Origin of the sequence: Serratia sp. CY33525 (genome assembly GCF_052169115.1) — a bacterium.
In the GTDB taxonomy this organism is placed as follows: domain Bacteria; phylum Pseudomonadota; class Gammaproteobacteria; order Enterobacterales; family Enterobacteriaceae; genus Serratia; species Serratia sarumanii.
In genome coordinates this window covers 39,686-65,958 of the sequence record NZ_JBJNLK010000006.1, presented here as the reverse complement: position 1 = coordinate 65,958, position 26,273 = coordinate 39,686, and the positions used below count along the sequence as shown (strand labels likewise).

The window sequence follows — 26,273 nt, the reverse complement described above, 5'->3', positions numbered from 1 at the left end:
CGCCTTGCGGCGCCCTTGGCATTACTTGTGCTGGCCCTGCTTCTGCAGGAACTGCACGCCCTTGTCCGGGAAGTCGGTGAACACGCCGTCGACGCCGGCCTGGTTGTAAATCACGTCATACAGCTGGTTCACGTCGGTCACGTACTTCGGCAGCGCATCGGCGCGGATGGTGAACGGATGTACCGCCAGCTTGCTGGCGTGCGCTTCTTTCACCATGTCGGTCAGCACGATGTGGCCCGGCTTGGATTTATCCGCCACCACCAGCATGTGGTAGTCCGGCCCGATGCCGTCGGCATACTGAGCGATTTTCTGCATCGCGCCCGGCTTGAACATCCAGTCGTAGTCGTATTCTACCCACTTGCCGTCGGCTTTCTGCTCGTAGGTTTCCTGCCAGTCGTTATAGGCGATCAGCTGCACCAGCTTCAGATCCATGCCCAGCTTCGGCTCCAGCTCGTTCTTGATGCGTTTGAGCTCGTTGGCGTCGAAGCACTGCAGGTAGACGTTGTCGTTTTTGCCGGTGTAGCCGTATTGCTTGAGCACCGCCAGCACTTTGCTGGAGATGTCCTTGCCTTCCTGTTTGTGGAACCACGGCGCCTTGATTTCAGGGTAGATGCCGATGTTCTTGCCGGTCGAATGGTTCAGACCCTGCACGAACTCGATCTCTTCCTGGAAGGTGTGTACGCGGAAGTCGGATTTGCCCATCGGGAAGCGGCCAGGGTAGCCCTGCACCTTCTTGCCGTTTTCGATTTCAAAGCCTTCGGTGAACTTCAGCGATTTGATCTCCGCCAGCGTAAAGTCGATGGCGTAATAACGGCCGTCCTTGCGCGCGCGGTCCGGGAAGCGTTCGGCGACGTCGGTGACGCGATCGAGGTAATGGTCGTGCAGCACCACCAGCTCGTTGTCTTTGGTCATCACCAGATCTTGTTCGAGGTAATCGGCGCCCTGCGCGTAGGCCATCGCCTTCGCCGGCAGGGTGTGTTCCGGCAGGTAGCCGCTGGCACCGCGGTGGGCGATCACTACTTTGTCCGCCGCCTGCGCGGCGCTGACCATTGAGGTAGCGAGAATGATCCCTGTCAGCAGGGCTTTGACTTGAGTCCGCATTCCGTTTTCTCCGTGTTGTTGGGGGCAGGGTAGTAAAAAGGCCGCAGGGCGGCCTTTAAATCATGCAAAAGTCGTGTGACGGTTAGCCGCGCTTGCCGGCAGCGATTTCCGCGTGGTGTTTCTTTTCGTTCAGCATGGTCAGCAGCAGCAGGATAACCGCCAGCACGCCGCCGCCGATCATCACCATGAAGCCGCCGTCCCAACCGAAGAAGTCTACGGTGTAGCCGACGATGGCGCTGGCCGCAACCGAGCCGCCCAGGTAGCCGAACAGGCCGGTGAAGCCTGCGGCGGTGCCGGCGGCTTTCTTCGGCGCCAGCTCCAGCGCGTGCAGGCCGATCAGCATTACCGGGCCGTAGATCAGGAAGCCGATGACCAGCATACAGATCATGTCCACGGTCGGGTTGCCCGGCGGGTTCATCCAGAACACCACGGTGGCGATGGTCACCAGCGTCATGAAGAACACGCCGGTGGCGCCGCGGTTGCCTTTGAACACTTTGTCCGACATCCAGCCGCACAGCAGGGTGCCCGGGATACCGGCGTATTCATACAGGAAGTAAGCCTAGGAAGACTTGTCCAGTGCGAAGTGCTTCACTTCTTTCAGGTAGGTCGGCGACCAGTCCAGAATGCCGTAACGCAGCAGGTAGACGAACACGTTGGCGACCGCGATGTACCACAGCAGCTTGTTCGGCAGGATGTACTGCATGAAGATCTGCTTGGCGGTCAGCTCTTCTTCGTCTTTTTCGCTGTAGTCGTCCGGGTAGTCGTTTTTGTACTCTTCAATCGGCGGCAGGCCGCAGGATTGCGGGGTGTCGCGCATCAGGCCGAAGGCGATCAGGGCCACCAGGATGGCGCCGAAGGCCGGCATGTACAGCGCCGCGTGCCAGTCGTTGAACCAGGCCATACCCAGCAGGAACAGCAGCGGCGGCAGGCCGCCACCCACGTTGTGGGCGCAGTTCCAGATGGAGACGATGCCGCCGCGTTCTTTCTGCGACCACCAGTGCACCATGGTGCGGCCGCACGGCGGCCAACCCATGCCCTGGAACCAGCCGCACAGGAACAGCAGGACGAACATGATGGCGATGCTGGAGGTGGCCCACGGCACGAAGCCCATGAACAACATCACCGCCGCCGCCAGGATCAGGCCGGCAGGCAGGAACACTCGCGGGTTGGAACGGTCGGAGACCGAACCCATGATGAATTTGGAGAAGCCGTAGGCGATGGAAATGCCCGACAGCGCGAAGCCGAGGTCACCGCGGCTGAAGCCTTGTTCGATCAGGTAAGGCATGGCCAGGGTGAAGTTCTTACGCACCAGATAGTAAGCGGCGTAACCGAAGAAGATCCCCAGGAAAATTTGCCAGCGCAGCTTACGGTAGAGCGGGTCTACCTTATCGCTCGGCACACGGGCGATGTGTGCGGCCGGCTTAAAAATACTCAACATGAGCGCCTCCGATGGCTTTATCTGTTATCACATCAATATGACCTTTTACGTTCATTTGATGATTGAGCGGATATCGAATGTGGTGTTTTTGTGTTCCATAACGAGCGCCATTGTCGTCAAATACGCCTGGTGTCGCTGTGACGAATGGCGCAATTGTTACACTTTTATGAAACCACGGCGGATTTTGAGCGATTCGTTAACGTTATGAAATAGAAAAACGTCCAAAAATCGTGATTATGATCACATTGATGGTTTTTTGTGGACATTTTTATTTCGTTTGATGTTCGTTATTGTTCCTTATCAAACAAATACCCTTATAACCGTGGCTCAATAGGCTCATAACTACCGATCCTGAGGGAGCGACATGAGCAGCTATTTTGACGGCGGCGAAACGGATGTGATCATCATCGGCGGCGGCGCCACCGGCGCAGGCATCGCCCGCGACTGCGCGCGGCGCGGCTTGCGCTGCATTTTGCTGGAGCGCCACGACATCGCCACCGGCGCCACCGGCCGCAACCACGGTTTGCTGCACAGCGGCGCGCGCTATGCGGTGACCGACGGCGAGTCGGCGCGCGAGTGCATCGAAGAAAACCGCATCCTGAAACGTATCGCTCATCACTGTATCGAGCGCACCGATGGGCTGTTCATCACCCTGCCGCAGGACTCGCTGGACTATCAGCAACAGTTTATCGCCGCCTGTCGCCAGGCCGACATCGGCGCCGAAGCGATCGACCCGCAGCTGGCGCTGCGGCTGGAGCCGGCGGCTAACCCGGCGCTGATCGGCGCGGTGCGCGTGCCGGACGGCACCGTCGATCCCTTCCGGCTGACCGCCGCCAACATGTTGGACGCGCGCGAACATGGCGCGCAGATCCTGACCTATCACCAGGTGGTGGGATTGTTGCGCAGCGGCGATCGGGTGACGGGCGTGCGCGTTTACGACCATCAGAATCAGCGGCGCTATGCGCTGCATGCGCCGGTGGTGGTCAACGCCGCCGGCATCTGGGGCCAGCAGATCGCCGAATACGCCGATTTGCGCATCCGCATGTTCCCGGCCAAGGGGGCGCTGCTGATCCTCGGCCACCGCATCAACAACATGGTGATCAACCGCTGCCGCAAACCGGCGGACGCCGACATCCTGGTGCCGGGCGACACCATCTCGCTGATCGGCACCACCTCGACCCATATCGACTACGACCAAATTGACAACATGCTGGTGACCCCGCAGGAAGTGGACATTCTGATCCGTGAGGGGGCGCTGTTGGCGCCCACCCTGGCGCAGACCCGCATTCTGCGCGCCTACGCCGGGGTACGGCCGCTGGTGGCCAGCGACGACGACCCCAGCGGGCGCAACGTCAGCCGCGGCATCGTGCTGCTCGATCACGCCGCCCGCGACGGGCTGGAAGGGTTTATCACCATCACCGGCGGCAAGCTGATGACCTACCGCCTGATGGCGGAGTGGGCCACCGACAAGGTGTGCGAAAAGCTTGGCGTAAACCGCCCGTGCACCACCGCGCAGGATGCGTTGCCCGGCTCCCGCCAGTCGGCGGAGGAGACGGTGCGCAGCGTGGTTTCTCTGCCCGCCAGCATTCGCGGCTCGGCAATTTACCGCCACGGCGATCGCGCCAGCCAGGTGCCGGCGGCCGATCGGCTCGACACCAGCCTGGTGTGCGAATGCGAGGCGGTGACCGCCGGGGAAGTGCGTTATGCGGTCAACTCGCTGACCGTCAATAACCTGGTGGATCTGCGCCGCCGCACCCGCGTCGGCATGGGCACCTGCCAGGGCGAACTCTGTGCCTGCCGCGCCGCCGGGCTGTTGACGCGCTTTAACGTCAGCACGCCGCAGCAGTCCATCGCGCAGCTGTCGCAGTTCCTCAACGAACGGTGGAAAGGCGTACGGCCGATCGCCTGGGGCGACGCGCTGCGCGAGAGTGAATTTACCAGCTGGGTTTACCAGGGGCTATGCGGGCTTGAAGCCCAGGCCGACAAGGAGCAGGAGGCGGATGATGCGATTTGACGTAGTGGTGATTGGCGGCGGCCTGGCGGGCCTGAGCTGCGCCATTGCCGTGGCCGAACAGGGCAAGCGCTGCGCGGTGGTCAGTTCCGGCCAGAGCGCGCTCTACTTCTCCTCCGGCTCGCTCGACCTGCTGGCGAGATTGCCGGACGGCACGCCGGTCGAAATGCCGCTGGCGGCGCTACCGCAACTGGCGCAGCAGGCGCCGCAGCATCCGTATGCCCTGATCGGGCCCGGCCGGGTGGCGGCGCTGTCCGCCGCCGCGCAGCGGTTGTTGGAGCGCTGCGGGCTGAACCTGCAGGGCGAGGGCGCCAACAACCATCTGCGCATTACGCCGCTTGGCACGCGTCGCGCCACCTGGCTCAGCCCGCAGGCGATCCCGACGCTGCCGCTGACCGGCCAACTGCCGTGGCGGCGCATTGCGGTGATCGGCATCGAAGGCTTCCTCGATTTCCAGCCGCAGATGGCCGCCGACTCTCTGAGCCGGGAGCTCGGCGTAGAGACGGAGGTGGCCTATCTGCACATGCCGGCGCTGGACAGATTGCGCAATAACCCCAGCGAGTTCCGCGCGGTAAACATCGCCCGGGTGCTGGATTTGATGGAAAGTCTGCCGCCGATGGCCGAGGAACTGCGGCGGTTGGCGGGGGCAGCCGACGCGCTCTTTCTGCCGGCCTGTTTGGGATTGGAGGACGACGCGTCGCTGGCGGTGCTGCAGGATGCGGTCGGCAAGCCGATCCGGCTGCTGCCGACGCTGCCGCCTTCGGTGCCCGGCATGCGCTTGCATCAGGCGCTGCGGCGGCGTTTTCAACAGCTGGGCGGCGTTTTCATGCCCGGCGACAGCGTGCTGCGCGCCGAGTGCGAAGCCGGCCGCGTCACGGGCCTGTATACCCGCAACCACGGTGATATTCCGCTGCGGGCGCAGCAGGTGGTGTTGGCCAGCGGCAGCTTCTTCAGCAACGGGCTGGTGGCGGATTTCGACGGGGTGCGCGAGCCGATCTTCGGGCTGGACGTACACAGCCGCGCGGATCGCGCCGACTGGAGCCGGCGCGAGCTGTTCGCGCCGCAGCCTTATCTGCAATTTGGCGTGCGCACCGACGGCAGGCTGCGGGCGATGAAGCAGGGCATGCCGTTCGACAATCTGTACGCCATCGGCGCGGTCGCCGGCGGCTACGATCCGCTGCAGCAAGGCTGCGGTGCCGGCGTGTCATTGATCGGTGCGCTGCACGTCGCGCAGCAGATCGCCGCGGAGGAAAACGCATGAGCCTGCATCAGGACCACAGCTTTGAAAGCTGCATCAAATGCACCGTCTGCACCACCTATTGCCCGGTCGCCAAAGTGAACCCGCTCTATCCGGGGCCGAAACAGGCGGGGCCGGACGGCGAGCGGCTGCGGCTGAAAGATCCGGCGCTGTACGACGAAGCGCTGAAATACTGCACCAACTGCAAACGTTGTGAAGTGGCCTGCCCGTCCGACGTCAAAATCGGCGATATCATTCAGCGCGCCCGCGCCGACTTCGCCCAGAGCAAGCCGACGCTGCGCGACGCCATCCTCAGCCACACCGATATCATGGGCTCGCTGTCGACGCCGTTCGCGCCGATCGTCAACGCCGCCACCGGGCTGAAACCGGTGCGCAAGCTGCTGGACAAGGCGCTGAAGATCGATCACCGGCGAGAACTGCCGAAATACTCGTTCGGCACTTTCCGCCGCTGGTACCGGCAACAGGCGCAGGCTCAGCGGCGCTATGCCGAGCAGGTGGCGTTTTTCCACGGCTGCTTCGTCAACTATAACCATCCGCAGCTGGGCAAGGATTTGATCCGGGTATTCAACGCGCTGGATATCGGCGTGCAGCTGCTGAAGCGCGAGAAATGCTGCGGCGTGCCGCTGATCGCCAACGGGTTTATCGAGCAGGCCAAAAAGCAGGCCAGGGTTAACGCCGAGTCGCTGCATGAAGCGGTGCTGGAGCGCGGCATCCCGGTGGTGGCGACCTCATCGAGCTGCACCTTCACCCTGCGCGACGAATACCCCCATCTGCTGGACGTGGACACCACTCCGGTGCGCGATCGGGTGGAGCTGGCGACGCGCTATCTCTATCGCCTGATCAATCAGGGGCGCAGCCTGCCGCTGAAGCGCACGCCGCTGCGGGTGGCTTATCACACGCCTTGCCATATGGAGAAGATGGGCTGGACCGCCTACACCCTGGAGCTGCTGCGGCAGATACCGGGGCTGGAGCTGGTGGTGCTGGATTCGCAGTGCTGCGGCATCGCCGGCACCTACGGGTTCAAATCGGAGAACTACGCCACTTCGCAAGGCATCGGCGCGCCGCTGTTCCGGCAGATCGAAGAGAGCGGAGTGGATCTGGTGGTGACCGACTGCGAGACCTGCAAATGGCAGATAGAAATGTCCACCAGCAAGCGCTGCGAGCATCCGATCACCCTGCTGGCGCAGGCGCTGGTATAAAAACGAGAGGGCCGGCAAGCCGGCCCTCTGTGGGATTACTGCTTCAGCTTCAGGGTGGAGATGATGCCTTCGGCTTCGGCCTGCGCCTGCTGCTGATTGTCCGCCGGCAGCGTCACCTGAATGGTCAGCATGTTGTTGTTCAGCGAGCCGATCAGGACGGAGGAATAGGCTTTTTCGCCGCCGCTGGTGATGATGCTGTCCAACTGACGCAGCGGCACGCCGTTGACGTCGAGCGCCTTGTTGGTGATCACCTGCAGGTTGGCGTCACGCGCGCGCTGGGTATTCTCCAGGCGCTTGGCCAGGGTCTCCAGGCTGTCGGCGGTCTTGTCGCCCAGGATCACGATCACCGCGCGCTGGCCGGTGCTGTCTGCGTAAACATGCATGTTGTTGGCCTGGTTGCCCAGCTTGCCGCTCTGATCCGCCATGCCGACCGGCAGGGTGAACGCCAGTTTACCGTCCAGCAGGCTGACCTGCTGCCCGGCCGGCGCGCTGGCCGCCGCGCCGTCAGACGCTGCCTTGGTGTCTTTGGTGTCGCCGTCGCAGGCCGCGAGGCCTAGCGCCAGCAGGCTGATACCCATCAATTTCGCTACTTTACGCATCGGGCTTCCTTCTTCCTTTCCGGTAGGGATTCACTGTCGTATCGCAACCTATTCCAGGCTGAAATGCAAGGCAGATGTTGTCACAAGTTTTTCTCCAGTAATAGCCGATAATCAGCCACTTCGCCTTTCTTTTCCAGCTGAACAATCTGATAGTGGTGGGCGAGCAGCATCGTCAGCATGGCGCGGAACCGGTTACGGGTTTTGACCGTCAGCCGGCGATAGCCCAGCGCCCGCGCCCAGCGCTCCTGTTCGGCCAACAAGGCCTGCGCCACGCCGTGGCGACGAAATGCCGGCAGCACGCCGCCCAGCCAGCTGTAAAACACCGTTTCCCGCTGTTGATAACCGAGTTTGAAACCGGCCGGCTGGCCGTCGATGTCGGCGATCAACAGGCTGGCGGAGGCACCGCCGATGCGCCGCTGCAGATCGGCCAGGCTATGCAGGCCGCCGAATTCGGGGATGCGCTGGTAAAGGCGGTGGATTTCTTCGAGCGTGGCGGTGCGGACGATTGGGGTCATGGGCGGCCTCCAAAGGATAGGGCCGCCCAGAATAACACGGCTCAGCCCGGCTGCAGGCTGCCGCTGCGCGCCGCGATGCGTTTGAGCAGCATGTTCAGCAACACGCCGTACATCGGCAGGAAGAACAGCAGGCAGATCATCACCTTGAAGCTGTAATCCACCAGCGCGATCTCCACCCAGTTGTTGGCCATGAAGGGATCGCTGCTCTTGTAGAAGGCGATGAAGAAGAACGCCAGCGTATCGCTGATATTGCCGAAGAACATCGCCGCCGCCGGCGCCACCCACCAGGCGCTGCGTTGGCGCAGGCGATTGAAGACGTGAACGTCGAGGATCTGGCCGAGCACGTAGGCCATAAAGCTGGCGACGGCGATACGCGCCACGAACAGGTTAAAACTGCCCAGCGCCGCGAAGCCCTGCCATTCTCCCTGATAGGTGACGGTGGAGATCACGTAGGAGATGAACAGCGCCGGCACCATCACCGCCAGGATAATCCGCCGCGCCAGCGGCGCGCCGAAGATGCGCACGGTCAGATCGGTCGCGAGGAAGATAAACGGGAAGGTAAAGGCGCCCCAGGTGGTATGGAAGCCGAAAACGGTGATCGGCAGCTGCACCAGATAGTTGCTGGAGGTAATGATGGCGATATGAAACAGCGAAAGCCAGACCAACGCCGTGAAGCGCTGCTGTGCGGTAAACGAATACATATTGTAGCCTTTTTAGCAGTGGGGTGAGGGAACCCAGTGTGTCTTGTCAAAACAGCAAAAAACGCTGCGCGGCGGCATGATACGCGTTTGCGCAACCAATGCAATGGTTAAATTTAACGCAAACGTTAACGCATCTTGCGCAGAAAAACTACCGGCGTAAACTAGGCGCTAATGAGATGCGGCGAGCGTTCGCCGATCGTTTTTGAACGAGAAAAATTGCATGACTGACTTATTTGCCCAGGCAGACCAGACGCTTGACGCGCTGGGCCTGCGTTGCCCGGAACCGGTGATGATGGTGCGCAAAACCGTGCGCCATATGGACAACGGCGAAACGCTGCTGATTATCGCCGACGATCCGGCCACCACCCGCGATATTCCGGGGTTCTGCCGCTTTATGGAGCACACGCTGGTGGCGCAGGAGACCGAGCAGGCGCCATACCGTTATCTGCTGCGTAAAGGTGTATAACGGCGACACGGTGGTGTTGATGAAGGAAAAGTCCCTTTCCCCGAAATGACAACGGGCGCGCTCTGCCGCGCCCGTATTGGTTTCCGAACTTAGCTGCGCTTTTTCAACAGCCGCAGCGCGTTGGCGGTGACCAGCGCGGTGGCGCCGGAGTCCGCCAGCACCGCCAGCCACAAACCGGTCAGCCCCAGCAGGCTGGTGATCAGGAAGACCCCTTTCAACCCCAGCGCGATGGTGATGTTTTGCCGGATATTGGCGTGGGTGGCGCGCGAGATGCGAATCATCTCCGCGACGCCCAGCAGCCGGTTGTGGGTCAGGGCGGCGTCGGCGGTTTCCAATGCCACGTCGGTGCCGCTGCCCATGGCGATGCCGATGCTGGAGGCTTTCATCGCCGGGGCGTCGTTGATGCCGTCGCCGATCATCGCCGTCGGACGCAGTTCGCTCAGCTCGGTGACCGCGTTGACCTTATCTTCCGGCAACAGACTAGCGCGATAGTCGAGGCCCAGCTCGCCGGCGATCGCCGCGGCGGCGCGCGGGTTGTCGCCGGTCAGCATCACGCCGCGAATACCCAGCGCGTTCAGTTCGGCTATCGCCTGTTTGGCGTCGCTGCGCAGCGTGTCGCGCAGCGCCAGCAAGCCGATGGGGGCGCCGTCTTCCAGCACCACCACTGCCGTTTTACCGGCGTTTTCCAGCTTGTCTACCTTGCTCTGCCATTGAACGGCGAGCAGGCCCGGCGCCAGCTTGCCCGGCGCGCTGATCAGCACGGTCTTGCCGTCCACGATCCCTTCCACGCCGACGCCGGCCAGCGCGCGGCGCGCCTGCGCCAGCGGCAACTCGGCCCCGCTTGCGGCGGCGCGGTTGATGATCGCCTGCGCCAGCGGGTGATGTGAGCCGGCCTCCACCGCGGCGGCAAGCTGCAGCAGCCGCTGTTCGGTGAGCGCGCCGATCGGTAGCACGTCGGTCACCGTCGGCTTGCCTTCGGTCAGGGTGCCGGTTTTATCGAAGGCGATGGTTTGTATCTGGCCCAGTTGCTCCAGCGCCGCGCCGCCTTTAATCAGCGCGCCGCGCCGCGTGGCGGCCGCCAGCCCGGATGTAATGGCCGCAGGGGTCGAGATCACCAGCGCGCACGGACAGCCGATCAGCAGCAGCGTCAGGCCGCGATAGATCCAGGTATCCCACGGCTGCGAGAACAGCAGCGGCGGCACCAGGATCACCGCGACGGCCAGCAGCATAATGGCCGGGGTGTAATAACGGCTGAACCGATCGAGGAAGCGTTCGATCGGCGCGCGGCGCTCTTCGGCTTCTTCAATCAGCTGCAGAATGCGGTCGATGGCGTTTTTGCCGGGCTCGGAGATCACCTTCATCTGCGCCGCCTGATCGACGGACAGGCTGCCGGCGGCCACTTTCTCGCCCTGCTGGCGCTCGACCGGCACCGATTCGCCGGTCAGGGCGCTTTCGTCGAAGCTGGCGAACGGATTGAGCAGCTCGGCGTCGGCCGGCAGGCGCCCGCCGGGCGCGATTTCAATCACGTCGCCAGGGCGCAGGCTGGCGACCGGCACGCGTTTGCGTTCCGTGCCTTGCAGCAGCAGCGCGTCTTCCGGCACCAGCTCCATCAGCGCCGTCACGCCGCGTCGCGCGCGGTTGGCGGCGTAGGATTCCAGCAGTTCGCCGACCATAAACAGCAGCAGCACCATCGCCGCTTCGGCGGTGGCGCCGATGAACAGCGCGCCGATGGCCGCCACGCTCATCAGCGTTTCGATGGCGAATGGCGTGCCGGAGCGGATCAAACGCAGCGCCTTGGCGGCGACCGGCGCCAATCCGACCAGCGTGGTGGCGATAAAGGCGATGCGCCCCAGCTCTGGGTTAACCCGATCCAGCACCCAGCTGACGACCATCAGGGTAGTTAACAGCAGCAGCGGTGCGAATTCGCCGAAGCGTGAGGTTTTCGGCGCGGCGGCTTTGGCGTTCTGAGTGCCGAGCAGGGTAAAGCCGGCCTGGGCGACCGCGTCCTGGATCCGCAGGCTGATGTCGGACTGTGCGTCGACTACCAGTTTCTCGGTCGCAAACAGCACCCGCGCGCTGTCGACGCCGGGGAGTGCGGTGACGGCATTTTCGATTTTCTTGGCGCAGCTGGGGCAGTCCATGCCGGTGACTTTCCAGCTGAAACGTTGGCTACCGGAAGGGGGAGCGGCGGCCAGCCTGTCGCTTTCCTCGTCCGGATCGTCGGGCGTGGCGGCGCAGCAGCCGCTATCGCCATGATCGTGATGATGGTGGGCCTGTTCGGCCTGCGCGGCGGCGTTTTTCGGTTCGCTGCTGCAGCCATGCTGCGTTTTGCTGTGGCTGTGGTTGCAGCCGCATCCGCCTTCGGCGTGGTGATGTTCCTGATGATTATGGTTTTGCTGATTGTGCATAACGTCCCCCTTCGGGCTGTTAAACGGGTTTGCTCAACTGACTCTACACCCTGGAGTCCACTCCAGAGTCAAGCGCCGGATGAGAATTATTGCTAACGGCGTTTAAGCGTAGAAAGGGGGATTCATTCAATAATGAATAATGCGAATTTTAATCTATCGGCTTTTCTTATTCCCTATTTGGGGAAACAGGCTCGCCGCCGATAGTTTAAATAAGAAAATAATATTCCTATAGAAACTAAAAAATCGCCCGACCTAATAATAAAGAGTTATTAATCTATAACGCTTTAGCAAAATTTACCTTTTACCCTGGGGAAAGCCAGCATGATTCGCTTGAGTCTGCAGGCCGCATTGTTATTGAAGTTTGGTGCCAACTTCTCCTCATCAAGTTTCATTTGTTTTGTAAAGAAGCCAGAAAAGCAGCATAACAAACTTTCGTTGCGATAATAAATGGTTGATTATTTTATGTGCGTTTTTGCGACCCTGCCTATAATTGGAATCGATTACCATTTTTAATGGTGATCTTATTTGCTGATATATATGCATTAATTCTACCTAACACACTGCCGGCAACGGCGCATAAGCCCCTTCCAGCAGGCCTGAGGTTCATTAACCGTGGCTTACGGGGAGGTTATGTCTATCTGTCTGATTGATATCAATCAGGTAATGAGTGGAATCGAACCAATGCAATCTACTAAAAAGGCAATTGAAATTACTGAATCCAGCCTTGCGGCCGCGACAACCGGCTACGATGCTGTAGACGACCTGCTGCATTATCATGAGCGGGGCAACGGGATTCAGATTAATGGCAAGGATTCATTTTCTAACGAGCAAGCTGGGCTGTTTATTACCCGTGAGAACCAAACCTGGAACGGTTACAAGGTATTTGGCCAGCCGGTCAAATTAACCTTCTCCTTCCCGGACTATAAGTTCTCTTCCACCAACGTCGCCGGCGACACCGGGCTGAGCAAGTTCAGCGCGGAACAGCAGCAGCAGGCTAAGCTGTCGCTGCAGTCCTGGGCGGACGTCGCCAATATCACCTTCACCGAAGTGGCGGCCGGACAAAAGGCCAACATCACCTTCGGCAACTACAGCCAGGATCGTCCCGGCCACTATGATTACGGCACCCAGGCCTACGCCTTCCTGCCGAACACCATTTGGCAGGGCCAGGATCTGGGCGGCCAGACCTGGTACAACGTCAACCAATCCAACGTGAAGCATCCGGCGACCGAAGACTACGGCCGTCAGACGTTCACCCATGAGATTGGCCATGCGCTGGGCCTGAGCCACCCGGGCGACTACAACGCCGGTGAGGGTAACCCGACCTATCGCGACGTCACCTATGCGGAGGATACCCGCCAGTTCAGCCTGATGAGCTACTGGAGTGAAACCAACACCGGTGGCGACAACGGCGGCCACTATGCCGCGGCTCCGCTGCTGGATGACATCGCCGCCATTCAGCATCTGTATGGCGCCAACCTGTCGACCCGCACCGGCGACACCGTGTACGGTTTTAACTCCAACACCGGTCGCGACTTCCTCAGCACCACCAGCAACTCGCAGAAAGTGATCTTTGCGGCCTGGGATGCGGGCGGTAACGATACCTTCGACTTCTCCGGTTACACCGCTAACCAGCGCATCAACCTGAACGAGAAATCGTTCTCCGACGTGGGCGGCCTGAAGGGCAACGTCTCGATCGCTGCCGGTGTGACCATCGAGAACGCCATTGGCGGTTCCGGCAACGACGTGATCGTTGGCAACGCGGCCAACAACGTGCTGAAAGGCGGCGCGGGTAACGACGTGCTGTTCGGCGGCGGCGGGGCGGATGAGCTGTGGGGCGGTGCCGGCAAAGACATCTTCGTGTTCTCTGCCGCCGGCGATTCCGCACCGGGCGCTTCAGACTGGATCCGCGACTTCCAGAAAGGGATCGACAAAATTGACCTGTCGTTCTTCAACAAAGAGGCGCAGAGCAGCGATTTCATTCACTTCGTCGATCACTTCAGCGGCACGGCCGGCGAAGCGCTGCTCAGCTACAACGCTTCCAACAACGTGACCGATTTGTCGGTGAATATCGGTGGCCATCAGGCGCCGGACTTCCTGGTGAAAATCGTCGGCCAGGTTGACGTCGCCACTGACTTTATCGTGTAACACAGCAACGGAACGCCCGGCGCAGTCTCGGCCGGGCGTGATGCGGGAGCCCGGTATGAAAGGTACTTTAACGCGCACCGCTTTGGCGGCGGGCGGCATGATGGTGACGAGTGCGGTCATGGCCGGCAGCCTGGCGCTGCCGACCGCGCAGTCGCTGGCGGGGCAATGGCAGGTGGCCGACAGCGAGCGGCAATGCCAAATCGAGTTTCTGGCGAATGAACAAAGCGAGACCAACGGCTATCAGCTGGTGGATCGGCAACGGTGTTTGCAAAGCGTGTTTGCGGCGGAAGTCGTGGGCTGGCGCCCGGCGCCGGACGGCATCGCTCTGCTGCGGGCGGATGGCAGCACGCTGGCGTTCTTCTCGCGCGACGGCGATCTGTATCGCAATCAGCTGGGCGCCGATGATGCCCTGACGTTGAAAGCGCTGGCTTGATAATGAAAAACGGGTTCGGCGCGCCGAACCCGCGGCAGAGAGTTACAGGTAGAGCGAACGCACGATCAGGAAGTGGCCGGAGAAGTAACAGAAAGCCACGATGGCGTCCGCCGCGCGGAAGGTGAAACGGTAGCGGTTGAGCAGCCAAACCACGTTGGCCAGCAGCAGCAGCGAGGTGCCGGTCAGCAGCGAGAAGCCGAAATCGGTGCTGCGCAGGAAATATTGCTCGCCCGCCAGCCAGACCATCAGCAGCGTCATCGCCACGTAGGTGACGATCGGCCAGCGCATCTCTTCCAGCCGGGTCCAAAGGGTGGCCAGCAGCAACGCGCCGATCGCCAGCAGCGCCAGCGGCAGCGGCCAGAACAGGCTGAACGTCATCTGGCTGGCGAAGCTCAGGGTATACAGCAGATGGGACAGGAAAAAGGCGCCGATGGCGTACAGCACCCGCTCGCGCGGCAACAGGAGCAGCGCGTCGCCGATCAGCGTCGCCAGCAGGCCGAGCACGATCAGATAACCTGCTGCGCCGAGCACCGGCGCCTGCCAGGCCAACAGCAACAGCAGCAGCAGCGTGACGGGTTTGAACACCCAGCGCTGCCAGCGCGGGCCACGGTATGAGGCGTCGACGAACAGCCAACCGGAAAAGAATACGGCAAGGAACGGCCAACTCATTTATGTCTTCCTTATGCATGAGGGAGCCGCAACAACCGGCTCCAAACTGTCACCAATGTCACTTCTTATTTCAGTGTAGGTAGCCTGCCGACGATCGACAATGCTTTCTTGAGAATGCTATGTTTACGCCGATTTGGCCGTGAAAGAAATGGGAAACCGATGAGCAAGCCACCGTTATTTTTTGTCGCCGTGATTGCGCTGATCGCCGTGCTGGCCACGCAACGCTACTTCAAACAGCGCCAGCGGGAGGCGGAAAACGATCGCGCGCCGATGCGCAGCCTGCAGGTGACGGTGAGCGACAAGCGCAGCTTCCCGGTCGCCAGGACCCGCGCGCCGCAGCGCGAACCGCTGGTCAATGAGCCGATGTATTACGAGGTGGTGTTCAGCCCGAACCAGGGCGGTGAAGACATCACGCTTCGGCTGAAACAGTGGCAATACAACCCGATAGAAAAAGGCGCGCAGGGCACGTTGAACATGCAGGGCACGCGCTTCGTCTCTTTCAGCGTTCAGCCGTAGCGGTCATTTCTTCTTGATGGGCGGCTGTTTCTTTTGCCAGGCCAGCAGCTCGAACACGCCAAAGATAAAGATCTTGGCTTCTTGCCAGTAGCTGATTGGCTGATCCTTCGGCTGGGTGGATTTCAACAGCACCAGCTGCAGGCCGTGCATCACCACCATAAAGAACAGCGCCACGTCGATGAAATACTTCAGCGGCTTGGGAAAAGGATGGAACAGGTTAGAGAGCAGGAAGCCCCACACGCACAGCATCAGCAGGCGGCCCAGATTAATCAGCATGGTCGGTTTTCTCTTGCGAACGAATATAAAGGCGATAGGCCACCTGGCCGGCGACCTTCTCCCGGTGCAGCTGCCAGCTGGCAGGCACGTCCGCCGCGGCGCTTTCCGCCTCGGCTTCTACATAGATCCAGGCCTCGTCGGCCAGCCAGCCTTGCTGCTCCAGCAGCAAGGCGGTTTCCGCCAGCAGGCCTTTGCGAAACGGCGGATCGAGGAACACCACGTCGAACGGTTGGCTCTCGCCCGCCAGCCAGCTCAGCGCGTTGGTGTTGATAACCACCCCCTTGCCCTGCAGCAGCGCCAGATTTTTTTCCAGCTGCTGCGCCACCGGCCGTTCGAATTCCAACAGCGTGGCGCTGCCGGCGTAGCGCGACAGCGCTTCCAGCCCTAATGCGCCGCTGCCGGCGAAACAGTCCAGGCAGCGCGCGCCCTGAATCACCGGCGCCAGCCAGTTGAACAGGGTTTCGCGCACCCGATCGGTGGTGGGGCGCAGCCCCGGGCTGTTCGGCACCGGAAGCTTGCGACCGCGCCATTGGCCGCCGATGATGCGGATCTGTCCGGCTGCGGCCTGGGGCGGTTTTTTGGCCGCCGCCCGTGGCGAGAGTCTTGTCATAAGCGTTGTTTGATTTCTTTTGCGGCGCGGAGCCGTAGAGGTTAACGAAAAGTTGCCCCTATTCTACCGGTGACGGGCTTCGGGGGGAACGGTAAAACTTTGTTGTCTGATTTCACACCGGAAAGCATGCCGGATGCGTGTTGCTGCGCGAGGGAAAGTGATAGACTCGGCGGATTATTGTCAGCATATATCCTTCAGGTATGTAGGGTAAGCGAGCCTTCGGTACGGAGTAGAGTCATAACATGGCAAAAGATAAGAAACGTGGGTTTTTCTCCTGGCTGGGGTTTGGCCAGAAGGAAAAGGAAGAAGAGCAACAGCAACCTGAGCAGCCGGTAGAGCAGGCGGAGCCTCAGGCCGCGGAGACGCCGGCTGAACCGGCCACCGCCAAGCTGGATGACAAGCTCCCCGCCCAGGAATCTGAACCTGCCGCCTCCGTCGACACCCCGGGAGAGTGGGATAGCGGCCAGGCCGGCGAACCCATCGCGGAAAACCTGCCGGCGGCGGCCGAACACCCGACGGCGCAAGCGTTGGCCGAAGAGATTGTCAGCGTGACCGAGCAGGTAGTGGCGCAGCAGCAGCCGGTCGTCGAGCTTGAGCCGGTGGTTGAGCCCGAGCCGGTCGTCGAGTCCGAGCCGGTGGTTGAGCCCGAGCCGGTCGTTGAGCCTGAGCCGGTGGTTGAGCCTGAGCCGGTCGTTGAGCCTGAGCCGGTCGTTGAGCCTGAGCCGGTCGTTGAACCCGAGCCGGTTGTCGAGCCCGAGCCAGTTGTTGAGCCTGAGCCGGTCGTTGAACCCGAGCCGGTCGTTGAGCCCGAGCCGGTTGTCGAGCCCGAGCCGGTTGTTGAGCCCGAGCCGGCCGTTGAGCCCGAGCCGGTCGTCGAACCAGAACCGGAACCGGAAGAAGAAGCGCCGCTTGAACCTGTGGTGCCGGCCGCTGCGCAAGAGCAGGAGCGGCCGACCAAAGAGGGCTTCTTCGCTCGCCTGAAGCGCAGCCTGCTGAAAACCAAGCAAAACCTCGGCTCCGGCTTTATGGGGCTGTTCCGCGGTAAAAAGATCGACGACGACCTGTTCGACGAGTTGGAAGAACAGCTGCTGATCGCCGATGTCGGCGTGGAGACCACGCGCAAGATCATCACCTCCCTGACCCAGCACGCCAGCCGCAAGCAGCTGAAAGACGCCGAAGCGCTGTACGGCAAGCTGAAGGAGGAAATGTCCGAAATTCTGGCCAAGGTCGATCAGCCGCTGGATGTCAGCGGGAAAACCCCGTATGTCATTCTGATGGTCGGCGTGAACGGCGTGGGTAAAACCACCACCATCGGCAAGCTGGCGCGCCAATTCCAGGCGGAAGGCAAGTCGGTGATGCTGGCGGCGGGGGATACTTTCCGCGCCGCGGCGGTGGAGCAGCTGCAGGTGTGGGGCGAACGCAACCGCATTCCGGTGGTGGCGCAGCATACCGGGGCGGATTCCGCTTCGGTGATCTTCGATGCGGTGCAGGCCGCCAAGGCGCGCGGCATCGATGTCTTGATCGCCGATACCGCCGGCCGTCTGCAGAACAAATCGCACCTGATGGAAGAGCTGAAGAAGATCGTCCGCGTCATGAAAAAACTGGACGACCAGGCCCCCCATGAGGTTATGCTGACGCTCGATGCCAGCACCGGCCAGAATGCGGTCAGCCAGGCGAAATTATTTAATGAGGCCGTGGGCTTAACCGGCATCACGCTGACTAAACTGGACGGTACCGCCAAGGGCGGGGTGATCTTCGCCATCGCCGATCAGTTCGGTATCCCGATTCGCTATATCGGCGTCGGGGAAGGCATCGAAGATTTGCGGCCGTTTAAGGCTGACGATTTTATTGAGGCACTTTTTGCCCGAGAGGATTAATACGGATGATTCGCTTTGAACAGGTCAGTAAAGCTTATCTGGGCGGACGGCAAGCGCTGCAGGGGGTCGATTTCCATCTGCGACCGGCGGAAATGGCGTTTCTGACCGGCCATTCCGGCGCGGGGAAAAGTACCCTGCTGAAACTGATTTGTGGTATCGAACGGCCCAGCGCCGGCCACATCTGGTTTGGCGGCCACGACATCAGTCGTTTGAAAAACCGCGAGGTGCCGTTCCTGCGTCGGCAGATCGGCATGATCTTCCAGGATCACCACCTGCTGCTGGATCGCACGGTGTATGACAATGTGGCGATGCCGCTGATCATCGCCGGCGCCAGTACCGAAGACATCCGCCGCCGCGTCTCCGCCGCGCTGGACAAGGTCGGTTTGCTGGATAAAGCGAAGAACTTCCCGATTCAACTGTCCGGCGGTGAGCAGCAGCGCGTGGGCATCGCCCGTGCGGTGGTGAACAAGCCGGCGGTGTTGCTGGCGGATGAACCGACCGGCAACCTGGACGACGCGCTGTCGGAAGGCATTCTGCGCCTGTTTGAAGAATTCAACCGCGTCGGCGTCACCGTATTAATGGCGACGCACGACACCGGGCTTATCGCCCGCCGCAATTACCGCATCCTGACGCTGAGCCAGGGCCGCATGCAAGGGGGCGCTCACCATGGCCAATAACGCAAAAACCGCCAAGAGCAAGGCGCTGCGCGGCGGCTGGCGCGAGCAGTGGCGTTACGCCTGGATGAACGCCATCAAAGACATGCTGCGCCAGCCGTTGGCGACGCTGTTGACGGTGATGGTGATCGCCATCTCCCTGACGCTGCCGAGCGTGTGCTACATCGTGTGGAAAAACGTCAGCACCGCGGCCAGCCAGTGGTACCCGACGCCGCAGCTGACGGTCTACCTGGATAAATCGCTCGACGACGACGCGGCGCTGAAAGTGCTCGACGCCATCAAGGCGGAAGCCGGCGTGGAGAAGGTGAATTACCTGTCGCGTGAAGAAGCGCGCGGCGAGTTCCGCAACTGGTCTGGCTTTGGCGGCGCGTTGGACATGCTGGAAGAGAACCCGTTGCCGGCGGTGGCGATCGTTACGCCGAAGATGAGCTTCCAGAGTTCGGATACCCTCAACACCCTGCGCGATCGCGTGGCGGCGGTGCAGGGCGTGGAAGAAGTGCGTATGGATGACAGCTGGTTTGCCCGCCTGGCGGCGCTGACCGGGCTGGCGGGCCAGATCGCGGCGATCATCGGCGTGCTGATGATCGTGGCGGTGTTCCTGGTGATCGGCAACAGCGTGCGTCTGAGCATCTTCAGCCGCCGCGACACCATCAACGTGATGAAGCTGATCGGCGCCACCGACGGTTTTATCCTGCGGCCGTTCCTTAACGGCGGGGCGATGCTCGGCTTTGCCGGCGCGCTGCTGTCGCTGGTGCTCTCCGGCGCGCTGGTGTGGCAGCTGGAGTCGGTAGTCGCCGGGGTAGCCAAGGTGTTCGGCACCACCTTCACCCTGCACGGGCTGGGCTGGGACGAGGCGCTGCTGCTGCTGATCATCTCCGCGATGATCGGTTGGATCGCCGCCTGGCTGGCGACGGTGCAACATTTACGCCGATTTACACCACAGTAAGATTTTTTTGGTATACTCTTCTCCTGCTGCTTTTGATCGCGTTGCGGGAGAAGAGTGACCTCAAGCGAAGTCAGCACCACACCTCTCTTCTTAGCGCACAAATTCCCTATCGGCCTGCACCTTCGTCACGTATTGTCAGCAACAATGCTTGCAAAAAAGGGTGAACTTATAGGGCGGAGTACGGTCAAAAATTGCAGCAAATGTTAAGGTGCCCGGCGTGTGGAACCGCTTTTGCTTCAGCAACTGCCGTAGAATCAATCATTTCCCCGCTGTAATAATCACCTGCATGATTTTGTATTCTCATAGAGAGGGTTTGAATGACCAAAGAAATGCAAACTTTAGCCTTAGTACCCCAAGGTAGCTTGGAAGCCTATATCCGGGCAGCCAACGCCTATCCGATGCTGACGGCAGAGGAAGAGCGGGAGCTGGCTGAACGGCTGCATTATCAGGGCGATCTGGATGCCGCTAAGCAGCTCATCCTGTCTCACCTGCGCTTTGTCGCTCATATTGCCCGCAACTATTCAGGCTATGGTCTGCCACAGGCGGATCTGATTCAGGAAGGCAATATCGGCCTGATGAAAGCCGTTCGCCGCTTCAACCCTGAAGTCGGCGTGCGTCTGGTTTCCTTTGCGGTGCATTGGATTAAGGCCGAAATCCACGAGTACGTATTGCGCAACTGGCGCATCGTGAAAGTGGCGACCACCAAAGCGCAGCGCAAGCTGTTCTTTAACCTGCGCAAAACCAAACAGCGTTTGGGCTGGTTCAACCAGGACGAAGTGGAACTGGTGGCCCGCGAGCTGGGCGTAACCAGCAAAGACGTGCGCGAGATGGAATCTCGCATGGCGGCGCAGGACATGACGTTCGATCCGACTCCGGACGACGAGGCCCGCGATGGCCAGTCGATGGCGCCGGTGCTGTACCTGCAGGACAAGAGCTCCGACTTCGCTGAAGGCATTGAGGAAGATAACTGGGAAAGCAACGCCGCAGACAAACTGGCCTATGCGCTGGAAGGTCTGGACGAGCGCAGCCAGCATATCATCCGCGCCCGCTGGCTCGACGACGACAACAAGTCGACGCTGCAGGAGCTGGCCGATCAGTACGGCGTTTCCGCCGAACGCGTGCGCCAGCTGGAAAAGAACGCCATGAAGAAATTGAAAATGGCGATCGAAGCCTGAGTCGATGCGATATTCGAAAAAAAAGCCCGGCAAGCCGGGCTTTTTCATGCCTGAAATTCGGCGTTATGGCGCCACGGCGGTAAAGTCCGGCGCCGGGCAGTCGTAGCCGAATTTCGCCGCCCACGGGTAGCGAGTGCCGGTGTTGATGTAGCGTTGATAAAGCGCCCGGCCGGTCTTGGCGTCGCGCTTGATAACCCAGCTGGCGGCGTTACACAGCACGGCGGCATAGGCCTGGCTCTTCGGCGGCAGCAGATCGGCCGCCTGTTGCGCCAGCCCCACTGCCTGCCAGCGATAGTGCAGGAAACGGTTGTCCTGCGCCGGCAGCGCCGCCTTGGCGCGAGCCGCTTCTGCGCTGTCGATCCAGCTTTTGTGCTTCAGCTCGCGAGTATCGAACGCATCCCCCAGATAGGAATAGCCGGCGCCATAGATGGCGTAGTCCGGCGTCATCTCATAGCCGGTAAACTCCAGCCCCTGGGCGCGCAGCAGGTTGGCCGCGCGATAGTAAGCTTGCGCGCGTGCCAGCGGCGCGGCGGACTTGTCCTTGGCGGCCTTCAGCTCATCGGCGTACTGCTGCGCCGCTTGCCGGTAGTTAGGGATATCGAAATAGGCCTGCGCTTCCGCGGCCCGCCCGGCGCGCATCAAGCGCCGCGCCAGCAGTTCGCGCAGCTGCACTTCCGGCGTGATTTGCTGGCCACCACCGTAGTCGTCCGGGTTAACCGGCTTGAGCGGCGTCGTCGGCGCCGGGGCGTACTTATCGACAAAGCCTTTCAACTCATCGACGGTCAGCACGCGCTCCGCCACGTCGGCCACGTCGGCCCAGTAGATCGCCTTGCCGCGATACAGCAGGTCCATCGCCTGCAGATAGTCGCCGCGGTTCAGCGCCAGGATAGCCTGTTCGCCGGCCACCCGGCACTCGGGGACGATGGTTTCCGCGACGAAGTCGGCGTTGCGCTGTTCGCCCCAGCTTTCGTCGGCGGGGAACGCGCTTGCCGCCTTGGCGTAGGCGGCGGTGGCGGCTTTCACGTCGCCGTCGCGCAGCGCCATTTTGGCGCGCAGCCACCACGCCAGGCCGCTGTCGCCGGCGTTTTTCAGCAGGCTCGCCGCCATCGGGTACTGCCCGGAACGGTAGGCCAATGCCGCCAGCCGATCGCTGCCGGCGAAGCCGCTTTTCACCGTGCCGTCCAGCAGCGTCAGGATCTGGCTGATGATCTGGGCAGAGCGGCCGTTGCCGTCGGTATCCGCCATTTGCAGGTTGCCGCTGCGGGCGAACAGCTCAATGGTCACCAGCTGCTGGATCAACGGATCGCCGATCACCTGCTTCAGCGTTTCCAGATGGTCGGGATTGACCAGGTAGCTGGAGACGTACTGCAGCGACTGCCCGCCGCTCGGATCGCCCTGCGCCGCCTGCTGTGCGTACAGGTGGGCAGCGGGGGCGACGTCACCCAGCCACAGGTGGATGCGCGCCTGCTGCCCGAGGCTGCTTAGCGCCAGCTGGTCGGGATCGGCGGCGCCGCTTTTCACCCGATCGATCACCTGCTGGAACGCCGCCAGCGCCTGTTCAAGTTCGGCTTTAGGTGGATGCTCGGCGGCGGGGGCCGCTTCACCCGATTCATTCACCGGCGTACCGTGGTCAGCCATCAACACCCGCCCAAGTGAATACTGCGCCCGCAGCCCCCAGTCGCCCTGTTCGGCGGCCGGGAGCTTCAGCACCTGCTGGAAATAGTCTGTGGCGCGCGGATCGTGGCTGGCGAAAGCGACGGCGCCCAGTTGATAAAGGCGTGCGGCGTTGGACAATCCCTGAGTATTGACGGCGTCAGCCTCTTCCACCGTTTTGGCGGCGCGCATTTTGCCGATCGCCACCGTTTCCGGCGACTGCGGCATCGGTTTCGGCGGCATCGGCGGCGGGGCTTGCCAGCGCGGTAGCTGTTTATCCGCCGGCACCAGTCGGCCGGCTTCGAAGGCGAAATTGCCCTCCGGCATATACAGCAGGGTGCCGTTGCGGTCGATCAGCAGCCGGTTAGGGAAATCCGGGCCGCAGGCATAGCCGCTCAGCGGCAGCGCGGCGCCGATCAGCATGGCCAGCGGAAGAAGGCGGCGGGTGTTCCGTGCCGCGCGCGTATCAAGGTGTGACAAGGGTGCCTCCTGGCGTCAGTTGTTGGCAGCGCAGCCAGCCCAGCGGCCGGGATTGCCCGGCGCGCAGCTGATCGCCGCTGATGCGAATAAAGCGTTGCCGCTGCGGTGCGGATTCCAGCCGGTAGTTGCCGACCGCATCCGCCGCCAGGCAGTCGTCGGCGCGGATGGCCACCTCTTGCGGCAGCGGGGCGTCCACCGGCCCGTTGTTATGAATTATCAGATCATACAGCCCGTTTTGCTGTGGCTGAGGCCTAAATTTTATCTGCCAGTCGACGTTCAGCGGCTGCCGTTCGATCACCGCTCGCAGCGTGGCGAGCGACCAGGCGCGCCGATCGTCCGCCAGCGGCAAGCGGAACCAGATAATGCCGCGCAGCCGGGGCGGCGTTTGCTGCGCCAGCGTCTGCAGAAAATCGGCGATCTGCTGCGGCGCGACCGTCAGCTCGCGGCCGTTGCCCGCCACGCGCAGCGAGGACTCGCTCTCCACCTGCGCGCCCTGCGCATCAAACCCCAGCAGCGCCATGCCGTAGGCCGGCAGCGCGACGCGAAACGGCTTCGGTGTGACGGAGGCGTACTGCCGCACCCAGCGCAGCGCCAAGGAGCCGTCAAACAGCCCCTGCTGCGGCGAGAGCACCGCGTGCACCTGCAGGACGGAGCTGTCGGCCTGTTGCAGTACGCCGGGCAGAGCGGGTGAGCCGATCCAGGCCGGCAGGGCGGTGATGCCGAGCTGCAAAGCGGCGGGCAGCCGTTGGCGCAGTTGCTGCAGAAAGCGTTGGTAGTCCGGCAGGCGGGCGGTGGCGGCGTCATGATCGATCTCGACGCCGGTGACGGGCAGCCCGGCCGCCTGCCAGCGTTGGGTGAGCGCCAGCAGACGCTGGATAATGGCTTCTTGGTCCAGCTGTGGCAGCTGGCCGTCGAGGCGCGCCACCAGCCAGAGCGGGCGGCCGTCCTGCTTCAGCAGGCTGAGATCGGCTGGGATCTCCCGCCAGCCCTCGCGCGGATGCACCTGCAGCGCCAGCACGCGCAGCCCACCGAACAGATCGCGGCTGCGCGCCAGCGCATCGGCGTGCTGCGGCGTCCAGACCCGCTGCCAGATATAAACCTGCTGATCCCAGCCTGAGGCCAGGCGCAGCGCCTGCTGGCGCCCGAGGAGCGCGGCCGCCAGCCCCAGCGCAATCAAGATCAGCGCCGCCAGCCGGCGTTTCATTTTTGCCAGAGATCGCCCTGCGGTGCGAAGCCGCAGGCGCGCATGAAGTTATCGACTTCCCCGCGTTCGCGCGGCGCCAGGCCGGCGGTCGACAGCTGCCAGTGGGCGATCTGCGGCAGCTGACGCTGCGCATCCTGTACCAGGTAAAGACCGACGCCGCGGCGGCGCGTCACTTCGCGTACCAGCAGGTCCTGCAGCTCGGCGCGGTCGTCCTGCAGCGCGATTTTCACCGCCCCCAGCAGCCGCTCGTTGAAGCGGGCGGCGAACAGCGCCTTGCCGTCGCTCAGCCAGCTCTGCCACTGTTCCGGCTGCTGGTGCGGCCAAATTTTGCCGAGGTCGATAAGGTCTTGCGGGGACAGCGCGGTCAGGCGCTCGATGGTCAGTTTCATGCAGAATTTCCGCGCAGCTAAATGATGCCGACAGTGTAATAGATCTTGTGCAGAGCGTTGTGTAAGTTTTTCTGTACGATTACTGTGCAATATGTTTTTTGCACGGGGCATTTTCCGAGTAAATAGTTAGTAAACGGATTGTTAACCAGCACAACGCACTACGCCTCAAGGTAAAGAGCGCAGATTTAATTCGAATTTTATCCTGTTTACACCGCTTGTTTCTGCCTGATGAAGTTGATTTGCAGAAGAAAATTCCTGTTTAATGGCATGAAAAATAAAGTCTTATTAGAAAATAATGCCGACAAAGCGCCTAAATCATTATTACTTATAACAAAAGCGGTCAATAACGATCCGGTGCAGGCAAACACAACAGGTACGTTCACAACGACAGATGGGGATTTGCGGATGAAATTAACAACAGGTAAGGCACTGCTGGCGGGTTGTATTGCGATGGCCATGAGCCAGGCGGCCATGGCGAAAGACATCAAGGTGGCGATCGTCGGGGCGATGTCCGGCCCGGTCGCGCAGTATGGCGACATGGAGTTTACCGGCGCGCGCCAGGCGATTGCCGACATCAACGCCAAGGGCGGCATCAAGGGCGACAAACTGGTCGGCGTGGAATACGACGACGCCTGCGACCCGAAACAGGCGGTTGCGGTCGCCAATAAGGTGATCAACGACGGCATTCGCTACGTGATCGGCCACCTGTGCTCCTCTTCCACCCAGCCGGCGTCCGATATTTATGAAGACGAAGGCGTGATCATGATTACCCCGGCGGCCACCAACGCCGATCTGACCACCCGCGGCTACAAGATGATCATGCGCACCACCGGCCTGGACTCGGATCAGGGCCCGACCGCCGCCAAATACATCCTCAGCGACATCAAGCCGAAGCGCATCGCCGTGGTGCACGACAAGCAGCAATATGGCGAAGGCCTGGCGCGCTCGGTGCGCGACAGCCTGAAAAAACAGGGCACCGAAGTGGCGATGTTCGAAGGCATCACCGCCGGCGACAAAGACTTCTCCACCCTGGTGGCGCGCCTGAAGAAAGAGAATATCGACTTCGTGTATTTCGGCGGTTACTACCCGGAAATGGGCCAGATCCTGCGCCAGGCCAAGCAGGCCGGGTTGACCACCCGCTTCATGGGGCCGGAAGGCGTGGGCAACTCCTCGCTGTCCAACATCGCCGGGGCCGCTTCGGAAGGCATGCTGGTGACGCTGCCGAAGCGCTACGATCAGGTGCCTGCCAACCAGCCGATCGTCGATGCGTTGAAAGCCAAGAAGCTGGATCCGACCGGCCCGTTCGTCTGGACCACCTATGCCGCGCTGCAGTCGCTGACCACCGGCATGGAGCGCAGCGGCAGCCAGGAGCCGGCGGACATCGTCAAGGATCTGAAAACCGGCAAGCCGGTGGAGACCGTGATGGGGCCGCTGAGCTGGGATGACAAGGGCGATCTGAAAGGCTTCGAGTTCGGCGTGTTCGAGTGGCATGCCAACGGCACGTCCACACCGATCAAATAAGCCATAATG

The 26,273-nt window shown here is 61.6% G+C and carries 23 protein-coding genes and 1 pseudogene; 12 read left to right on the top strand and 12 right to left on the bottom strand.

Annotated elements, in window-relative coordinates:
• Window positions 1-21: 21 nt before the first annotated feature.
• Window positions 22-1,101: a glycerophosphodiester phosphodiesterase gene (gene glpQ / locus ACJ8IM_RS16015; protein WP_033649644.1), complete on the bottom strand. Its 1,080-nt coding sequence runs from the start codon at window positions 1,099-1,101 to the stop codon at window positions 22-24.
• An 82-nt stretch (window positions 1,102-1,183) separates the two neighbouring features.
• Window positions 1,184-2,539 (bottom strand): annotated as a pseudogene (gene glpT, locus ACJ8IM_RS16010) (glycerol-3-phosphate transporter).
• Window positions 2,540-2,903: 364 nt separating this feature from the next.
• Here glpT and glpA point away from each other — a divergent pair.
• Genes glpA through glpC form a run of 3 tightly spaced genes read left to right on the top strand, consistent with a single transcriptional unit; the run spans window position 2,904 to window position 7,007 of the window.
• Window positions 2,904-4,553, top strand: coding sequence for an anaerobic glycerol-3-phosphate dehydrogenase subunit A (gene glpA, locus ACJ8IM_RS16005; protein WP_033649645.1), 1,650 nt, complete (start codon window positions 2,904-2,906; stop codon window positions 4,551-4,553).
• On the top strand, window positions 4,543-5,811 hold the full coding sequence (gene glpB, locus ACJ8IM_RS16000) for a glycerol-3-phosphate dehydrogenase subunit GlpB (protein ID WP_033654017.1): 1,269 nt from the start codon (window positions 4,543-4,545) through the stop codon (window positions 5,809-5,811). The genes glpA and glpB overlap by 11 nt, the downstream gene beginning before the upstream one ends.
• Entirely contained in the window at window positions 5,808-7,007 is a 1,200-nt protein-coding gene (gene glpC / locus ACJ8IM_RS15995; RefSeq protein WP_033654019.1) for an anaerobic glycerol-3-phosphate dehydrogenase subunit GlpC, read from the top strand. The genes glpB and glpC overlap by 4 nt, the downstream gene beginning before the upstream one ends.
• Window positions 7,008-7,042: 35 nt before the next feature.
• Here glpC and ACJ8IM_RS15990 read toward each other — a convergent pair whose 3' ends face one another.
• From ACJ8IM_RS15990 to ACJ8IM_RS15980, 3 genes are all read right to left on the bottom strand, one after another.
• Window positions 7,043-7,606 carry a DcrB family lipoprotein gene (locus ACJ8IM_RS15990; RefSeq protein WP_033636670.1) on the bottom strand — a complete coding sequence of 188 codons (564 nt, stop codon included), beginning with the start codon at window positions 7,604-7,606 and terminating at the stop codon, window positions 7,043-7,045.
• An 80-nt stretch (window positions 7,607-7,686) separates the two neighbouring features.
• A complete protein-coding gene (locus tag ACJ8IM_RS15985; RefSeq protein WP_033654020.1) occupies window positions 7,687-8,121 on the bottom strand; it encodes a GNAT family N-acetyltransferase in 435 nt (144 codons plus the stop codon).
• A gap of 41 nt (window positions 8,122-8,162) precedes the next feature.
• A complete protein-coding gene (locus ACJ8IM_RS15980; RefSeq protein ID WP_033636672.1) occupies window positions 8,163-8,822 on the bottom strand; it encodes a 7-cyano-7-deazaguanine/7-aminomethyl-7-deazaguanine transporter in 660 nt (219 codons plus the stop codon).
• Between the two features lie 220 nt (window positions 8,823-9,042).
• On the opposite strand from ACJ8IM_RS15980, the gene tusA reads away from it, so the two are divergent.
• Window positions 9,043-9,288, top strand: a complete 246-nt coding sequence (gene tusA, locus ACJ8IM_RS15975; protein WP_025304890.1) for a sulfurtransferase TusA — start codon at window positions 9,043-9,045, stop codon at window positions 9,286-9,288.
• An 89-nt stretch (window positions 9,289-9,377) separates the two neighbouring features.
• Here tusA and ACJ8IM_RS15970 read toward each other — a convergent pair whose 3' ends face one another.
• A complete protein-coding gene (locus tag ACJ8IM_RS15970) occupies window positions 9,378-11,696 on the bottom strand; it encodes a zinc/cadmium/mercury/lead-transporting ATPase (protein ID WP_230116420.1) in 2,319 nt (772 codons plus the stop codon).
• Between the two features lie 681 nt (window positions 11,697-12,377).
• On the opposite strand from ACJ8IM_RS15970, the gene ACJ8IM_RS15965 reads away from it, so the two are divergent.
• Entirely contained in the window at window positions 12,378-13,841 is a 1,464-nt protein-coding gene (locus ACJ8IM_RS15965) for a serralysin family metalloprotease (RefSeq protein ID WP_033636674.1), read from the top strand.
• Between the two features lie 55 nt (window positions 13,842-13,896).
• Entirely contained in the window at window positions 13,897-14,274 is a 378-nt protein-coding gene (locus ACJ8IM_RS15960) for an AprI/Inh family metalloprotease inhibitor (RefSeq protein WP_038874139.1), read from the top strand.
• 42 nt (window positions 14,275-14,316) lie between these two features.
• Here ACJ8IM_RS15960 and ACJ8IM_RS15955 read toward each other — a convergent pair whose 3' ends face one another.
• Complete coding sequence (locus tag ACJ8IM_RS15955) at window positions 14,317-14,943, bottom strand: lysoplasmalogenase (protein WP_033636676.1); 627 nt, start codon at window positions 14,941-14,943, stop codon at window positions 14,317-14,319.
• 159 nt (window positions 14,944-15,102) lie between these two features.
• On the opposite strand from ACJ8IM_RS15955, the gene ACJ8IM_RS15950 reads away from it, so the two are divergent.
• On the top strand, window positions 15,103-15,459 hold the full coding sequence (locus ACJ8IM_RS15950) for a DUF2500 domain-containing protein (RefSeq protein ID WP_033649654.1): 357 nt from the start codon (window positions 15,103-15,105) through the stop codon (window positions 15,457-15,459).
• Between the two features lie 3 nt (window positions 15,460-15,462).
• Here the strand turns inward: ACJ8IM_RS15950 and ACJ8IM_RS15945 are convergent, their stop codons facing one another.
• Entirely contained in the window at window positions 15,463-15,735 is a 273-nt protein-coding gene (locus tag ACJ8IM_RS15945) for a DUF1145 family protein (RefSeq protein WP_004934327.1), read from the bottom strand.
• Entirely contained in the window at window positions 15,725-16,345 is a 621-nt protein-coding gene (rsmD, locus tag ACJ8IM_RS15940) for a 16S rRNA (guanine(966)-N(2))-methyltransferase (protein ID WP_101455718.1), read from the bottom strand. The genes ACJ8IM_RS15945 and rsmD overlap by 11 nt, the downstream gene beginning before the upstream one ends.
• Window positions 16,346-16,587: 242 nt before the next feature.
• On the opposite strand from rsmD, the gene ftsY reads away from it, so the two are divergent.
• The 4 genes from ftsY (at window position 16,588) to rpoH (ending at window position 21,017) form a co-directional block, all read left to right on the top strand.
• Window positions 16,588-18,222 (top strand): signal recognition particle-docking protein FtsY, encoded by a 1,635-nt coding sequence (gene ftsY, locus ACJ8IM_RS15935; RefSeq protein WP_101455719.1) that lies wholly within the window; start codon window positions 16,588-16,590, stop codon window positions 18,220-18,222.
• Between the two features lie 5 nt (window positions 18,223-18,227).
• The gene (ftsE, locus tag ACJ8IM_RS15930) at window positions 18,228-18,899 is read left to right on the top strand and encodes a cell division ATP-binding protein FtsE (protein WP_004934337.1); all 672 of its coding nucleotides are present in this window, start codon (window positions 18,228-18,230) and stop codon (window positions 18,897-18,899) included.
• Entirely contained in the window at window positions 18,889-19,842 is a 954-nt protein-coding gene (ftsX, locus tag ACJ8IM_RS15925) for a permease-like cell division protein FtsX (protein WP_033636680.1), read from the top strand. The genes ftsE and ftsX overlap by 11 nt, the downstream gene beginning before the upstream one ends.
• A gap of 317 nt (window positions 19,843-20,159) precedes the next feature.
• Window positions 20,160-21,017, top strand: coding sequence for an RNA polymerase sigma factor RpoH (gene rpoH, locus ACJ8IM_RS15920; RefSeq protein WP_004934345.1), 858 nt, complete (start codon window positions 20,160-20,162; stop codon window positions 21,015-21,017).
• A gap of 63 nt (window positions 21,018-21,080) precedes the next feature.
• Here rpoH and ACJ8IM_RS15915 read toward each other — a convergent pair whose 3' ends face one another.
• Genes ACJ8IM_RS15915 through panM form a run of 3 tightly spaced genes read right to left on the bottom strand, consistent with a single transcriptional unit; the run spans window position 21,081 to window position 24,743 of the window.
• Entirely contained in the window at window positions 21,081-23,093 is a 2,013-nt protein-coding gene (locus ACJ8IM_RS15915; protein WP_101455720.1) for a hypothetical protein, read from the bottom strand.
• A gap of 43 nt (window positions 23,094-23,136) precedes the next feature.
• Window positions 23,137-24,354 (bottom strand): DUF3142 domain-containing protein, encoded by a 1,218-nt coding sequence (locus ACJ8IM_RS15910; protein WP_033655139.1) that lies wholly within the window; start codon window positions 24,352-24,354, stop codon window positions 23,137-23,139.
• Window positions 24,351-24,743, bottom strand: a complete 393-nt coding sequence (panM, locus tag ACJ8IM_RS15905) for an aspartate 1-decarboxylase autocleavage activator PanM (protein WP_033655138.1) — start codon at window positions 24,741-24,743, stop codon at window positions 24,351-24,353. Before panM ends, ACJ8IM_RS15910 begins: the two co-directional genes overlap by 4 nt.
• Window positions 24,744-25,148: 405 nt before the next feature.
• Between panM and ACJ8IM_RS15900 the strand changes: the two genes are divergently transcribed.
• Entirely contained in the window at window positions 25,149-26,264 is a 1,116-nt protein-coding gene (locus ACJ8IM_RS15900) for a branched-chain amino acid ABC transporter substrate-binding protein (RefSeq protein WP_033636684.1), read from the top strand.
• Window positions 26,265-26,273: the final 9 nt, after the last annotated feature.

Excerpts from the sequence above, each read along its gene's own strand:
- ACJ8IM_RS15985 (WP_033654020.1), bottom strand. The coding sequence starts at position 8,121 with ATGACCCCAATCGTCCGCACCGCCACGCTCGAAGAAATCCACCGCCTT.
- glpQ (WP_033649644.1), bottom strand. The coding sequence starts at position 1,101 with ATGCGGACTCAAGTCAAAGCCCTGCTGACAGGGATCATTCTCGCTACC.
- ftsY (WP_101455719.1), top strand. The coding sequence starts at position 16,588 with ATGGCAAAAGATAAGAAACGTGGGTTTTTCTCCTGGCTGGGGTTTGGC.
- ACJ8IM_RS15965 (WP_033636674.1), top strand. The coding sequence starts at position 12,378 with ATGCAATCTACTAAAAAGGCAATTGAAATTACTGAATCCAGCCTTGCG.
- glpC (WP_033654019.1), top strand. The coding sequence starts at position 5,808 with ATGAGCCTGCATCAGGACCACAGCTTTGAAAGCTGCATCAAATGCACC.
- rsmD (WP_101455718.1), bottom strand. The coding sequence starts at position 16,345 with ATGACAAGACTCTCGCCACGGGCGGCGGCCAAAAAACCGCCCCAGGCC.
- ACJ8IM_RS15950 (WP_033649654.1), top strand. The coding sequence starts at position 15,103 with ATGAGCAAGCCACCGTTATTTTTTGTCGCCGTGATTGCGCTGATCGCC.
- ftsE (WP_004934337.1), top strand. The coding sequence starts at position 18,228 with ATGATTCGCTTTGAACAGGTCAGTAAAGCTTATCTGGGCGGACGGCAA.
- ACJ8IM_RS15915 (WP_101455720.1), bottom strand. The coding sequence starts at position 23,093 with ATGCTGATCGGCGCCGCGCTGCCGCTGAGCGGCTATGCCTGCGGCCCG.
- ACJ8IM_RS15910 (WP_033655139.1), bottom strand. The coding sequence starts at position 24,354 with ATGAAACGCCGGCTGGCGGCGCTGATCTTGATTGCGCTGGGGCTGGCG.
- ACJ8IM_RS15945 (WP_004934327.1), bottom strand. The coding sequence starts at position 15,735 with ATGCTGATTAATCTGGGCCGCCTGCTGATGCTGTGCGTGTGGGGCTTC.
- glpB (WP_033654017.1), top strand. The coding sequence starts at position 4,543 with ATGCGATTTGACGTAGTGGTGATTGGCGGCGGCCTGGCGGGCCTGAGC.
- ACJ8IM_RS15970 (WP_230116420.1), bottom strand. The coding sequence starts at position 11,696 with ATGCACAATCAGCAAAACCATAATCATCAGGAACATCACCACGCCGAA.
- panM (WP_033655138.1), bottom strand. The coding sequence starts at position 24,743 with ATGAAACTGACCATCGAGCGCCTGACCGCGCTGTCCCCGCAAGACCTT.
- ACJ8IM_RS15960 (WP_038874139.1), top strand. The coding sequence starts at position 13,897 with ATGAAAGGTACTTTAACGCGCACCGCTTTGGCGGCGGGCGGCATGATG.
- tusA (WP_025304890.1), top strand. The coding sequence starts at position 9,043 with ATGACTGACTTATTTGCCCAGGCAGACCAGACGCTTGACGCGCTGGGC.
- ACJ8IM_RS15900 (WP_033636684.1), top strand. The coding sequence starts at position 25,149 with ATGAAATTAACAACAGGTAAGGCACTGCTGGCGGGTTGTATTGCGATG.
- ACJ8IM_RS15955 (WP_033636676.1), bottom strand. The coding sequence starts at position 14,943 with ATGAGTTGGCCGTTCCTTGCCGTATTCTTTTCCGGTTGGCTGTTCGTC.
- rpoH (WP_004934345.1), top strand. The coding sequence starts at position 20,160 with ATGACCAAAGAAATGCAAACTTTAGCCTTAGTACCCCAAGGTAGCTTG.
- glpA (WP_033649645.1), top strand. The coding sequence starts at position 2,904 with ATGAGCAGCTATTTTGACGGCGGCGAAACGGATGTGATCATCATCGGC.
- ACJ8IM_RS15980 (WP_033636672.1), bottom strand. The coding sequence starts at position 8,822 with ATGTATTCGTTTACCGCACAGCAGCGCTTCACGGCGTTGGTCTGGCTT.
- ftsX (WP_033636680.1), top strand. The coding sequence starts at position 18,889 with ATGGCCAATAACGCAAAAACCGCCAAGAGCAAGGCGCTGCGCGGCGGC.
- ACJ8IM_RS15990 (WP_033636670.1), bottom strand. The coding sequence starts at position 7,606 with ATGCGTAAAGTAGCGAAATTGATGGGTATCAGCCTGCTGGCGCTAGGC.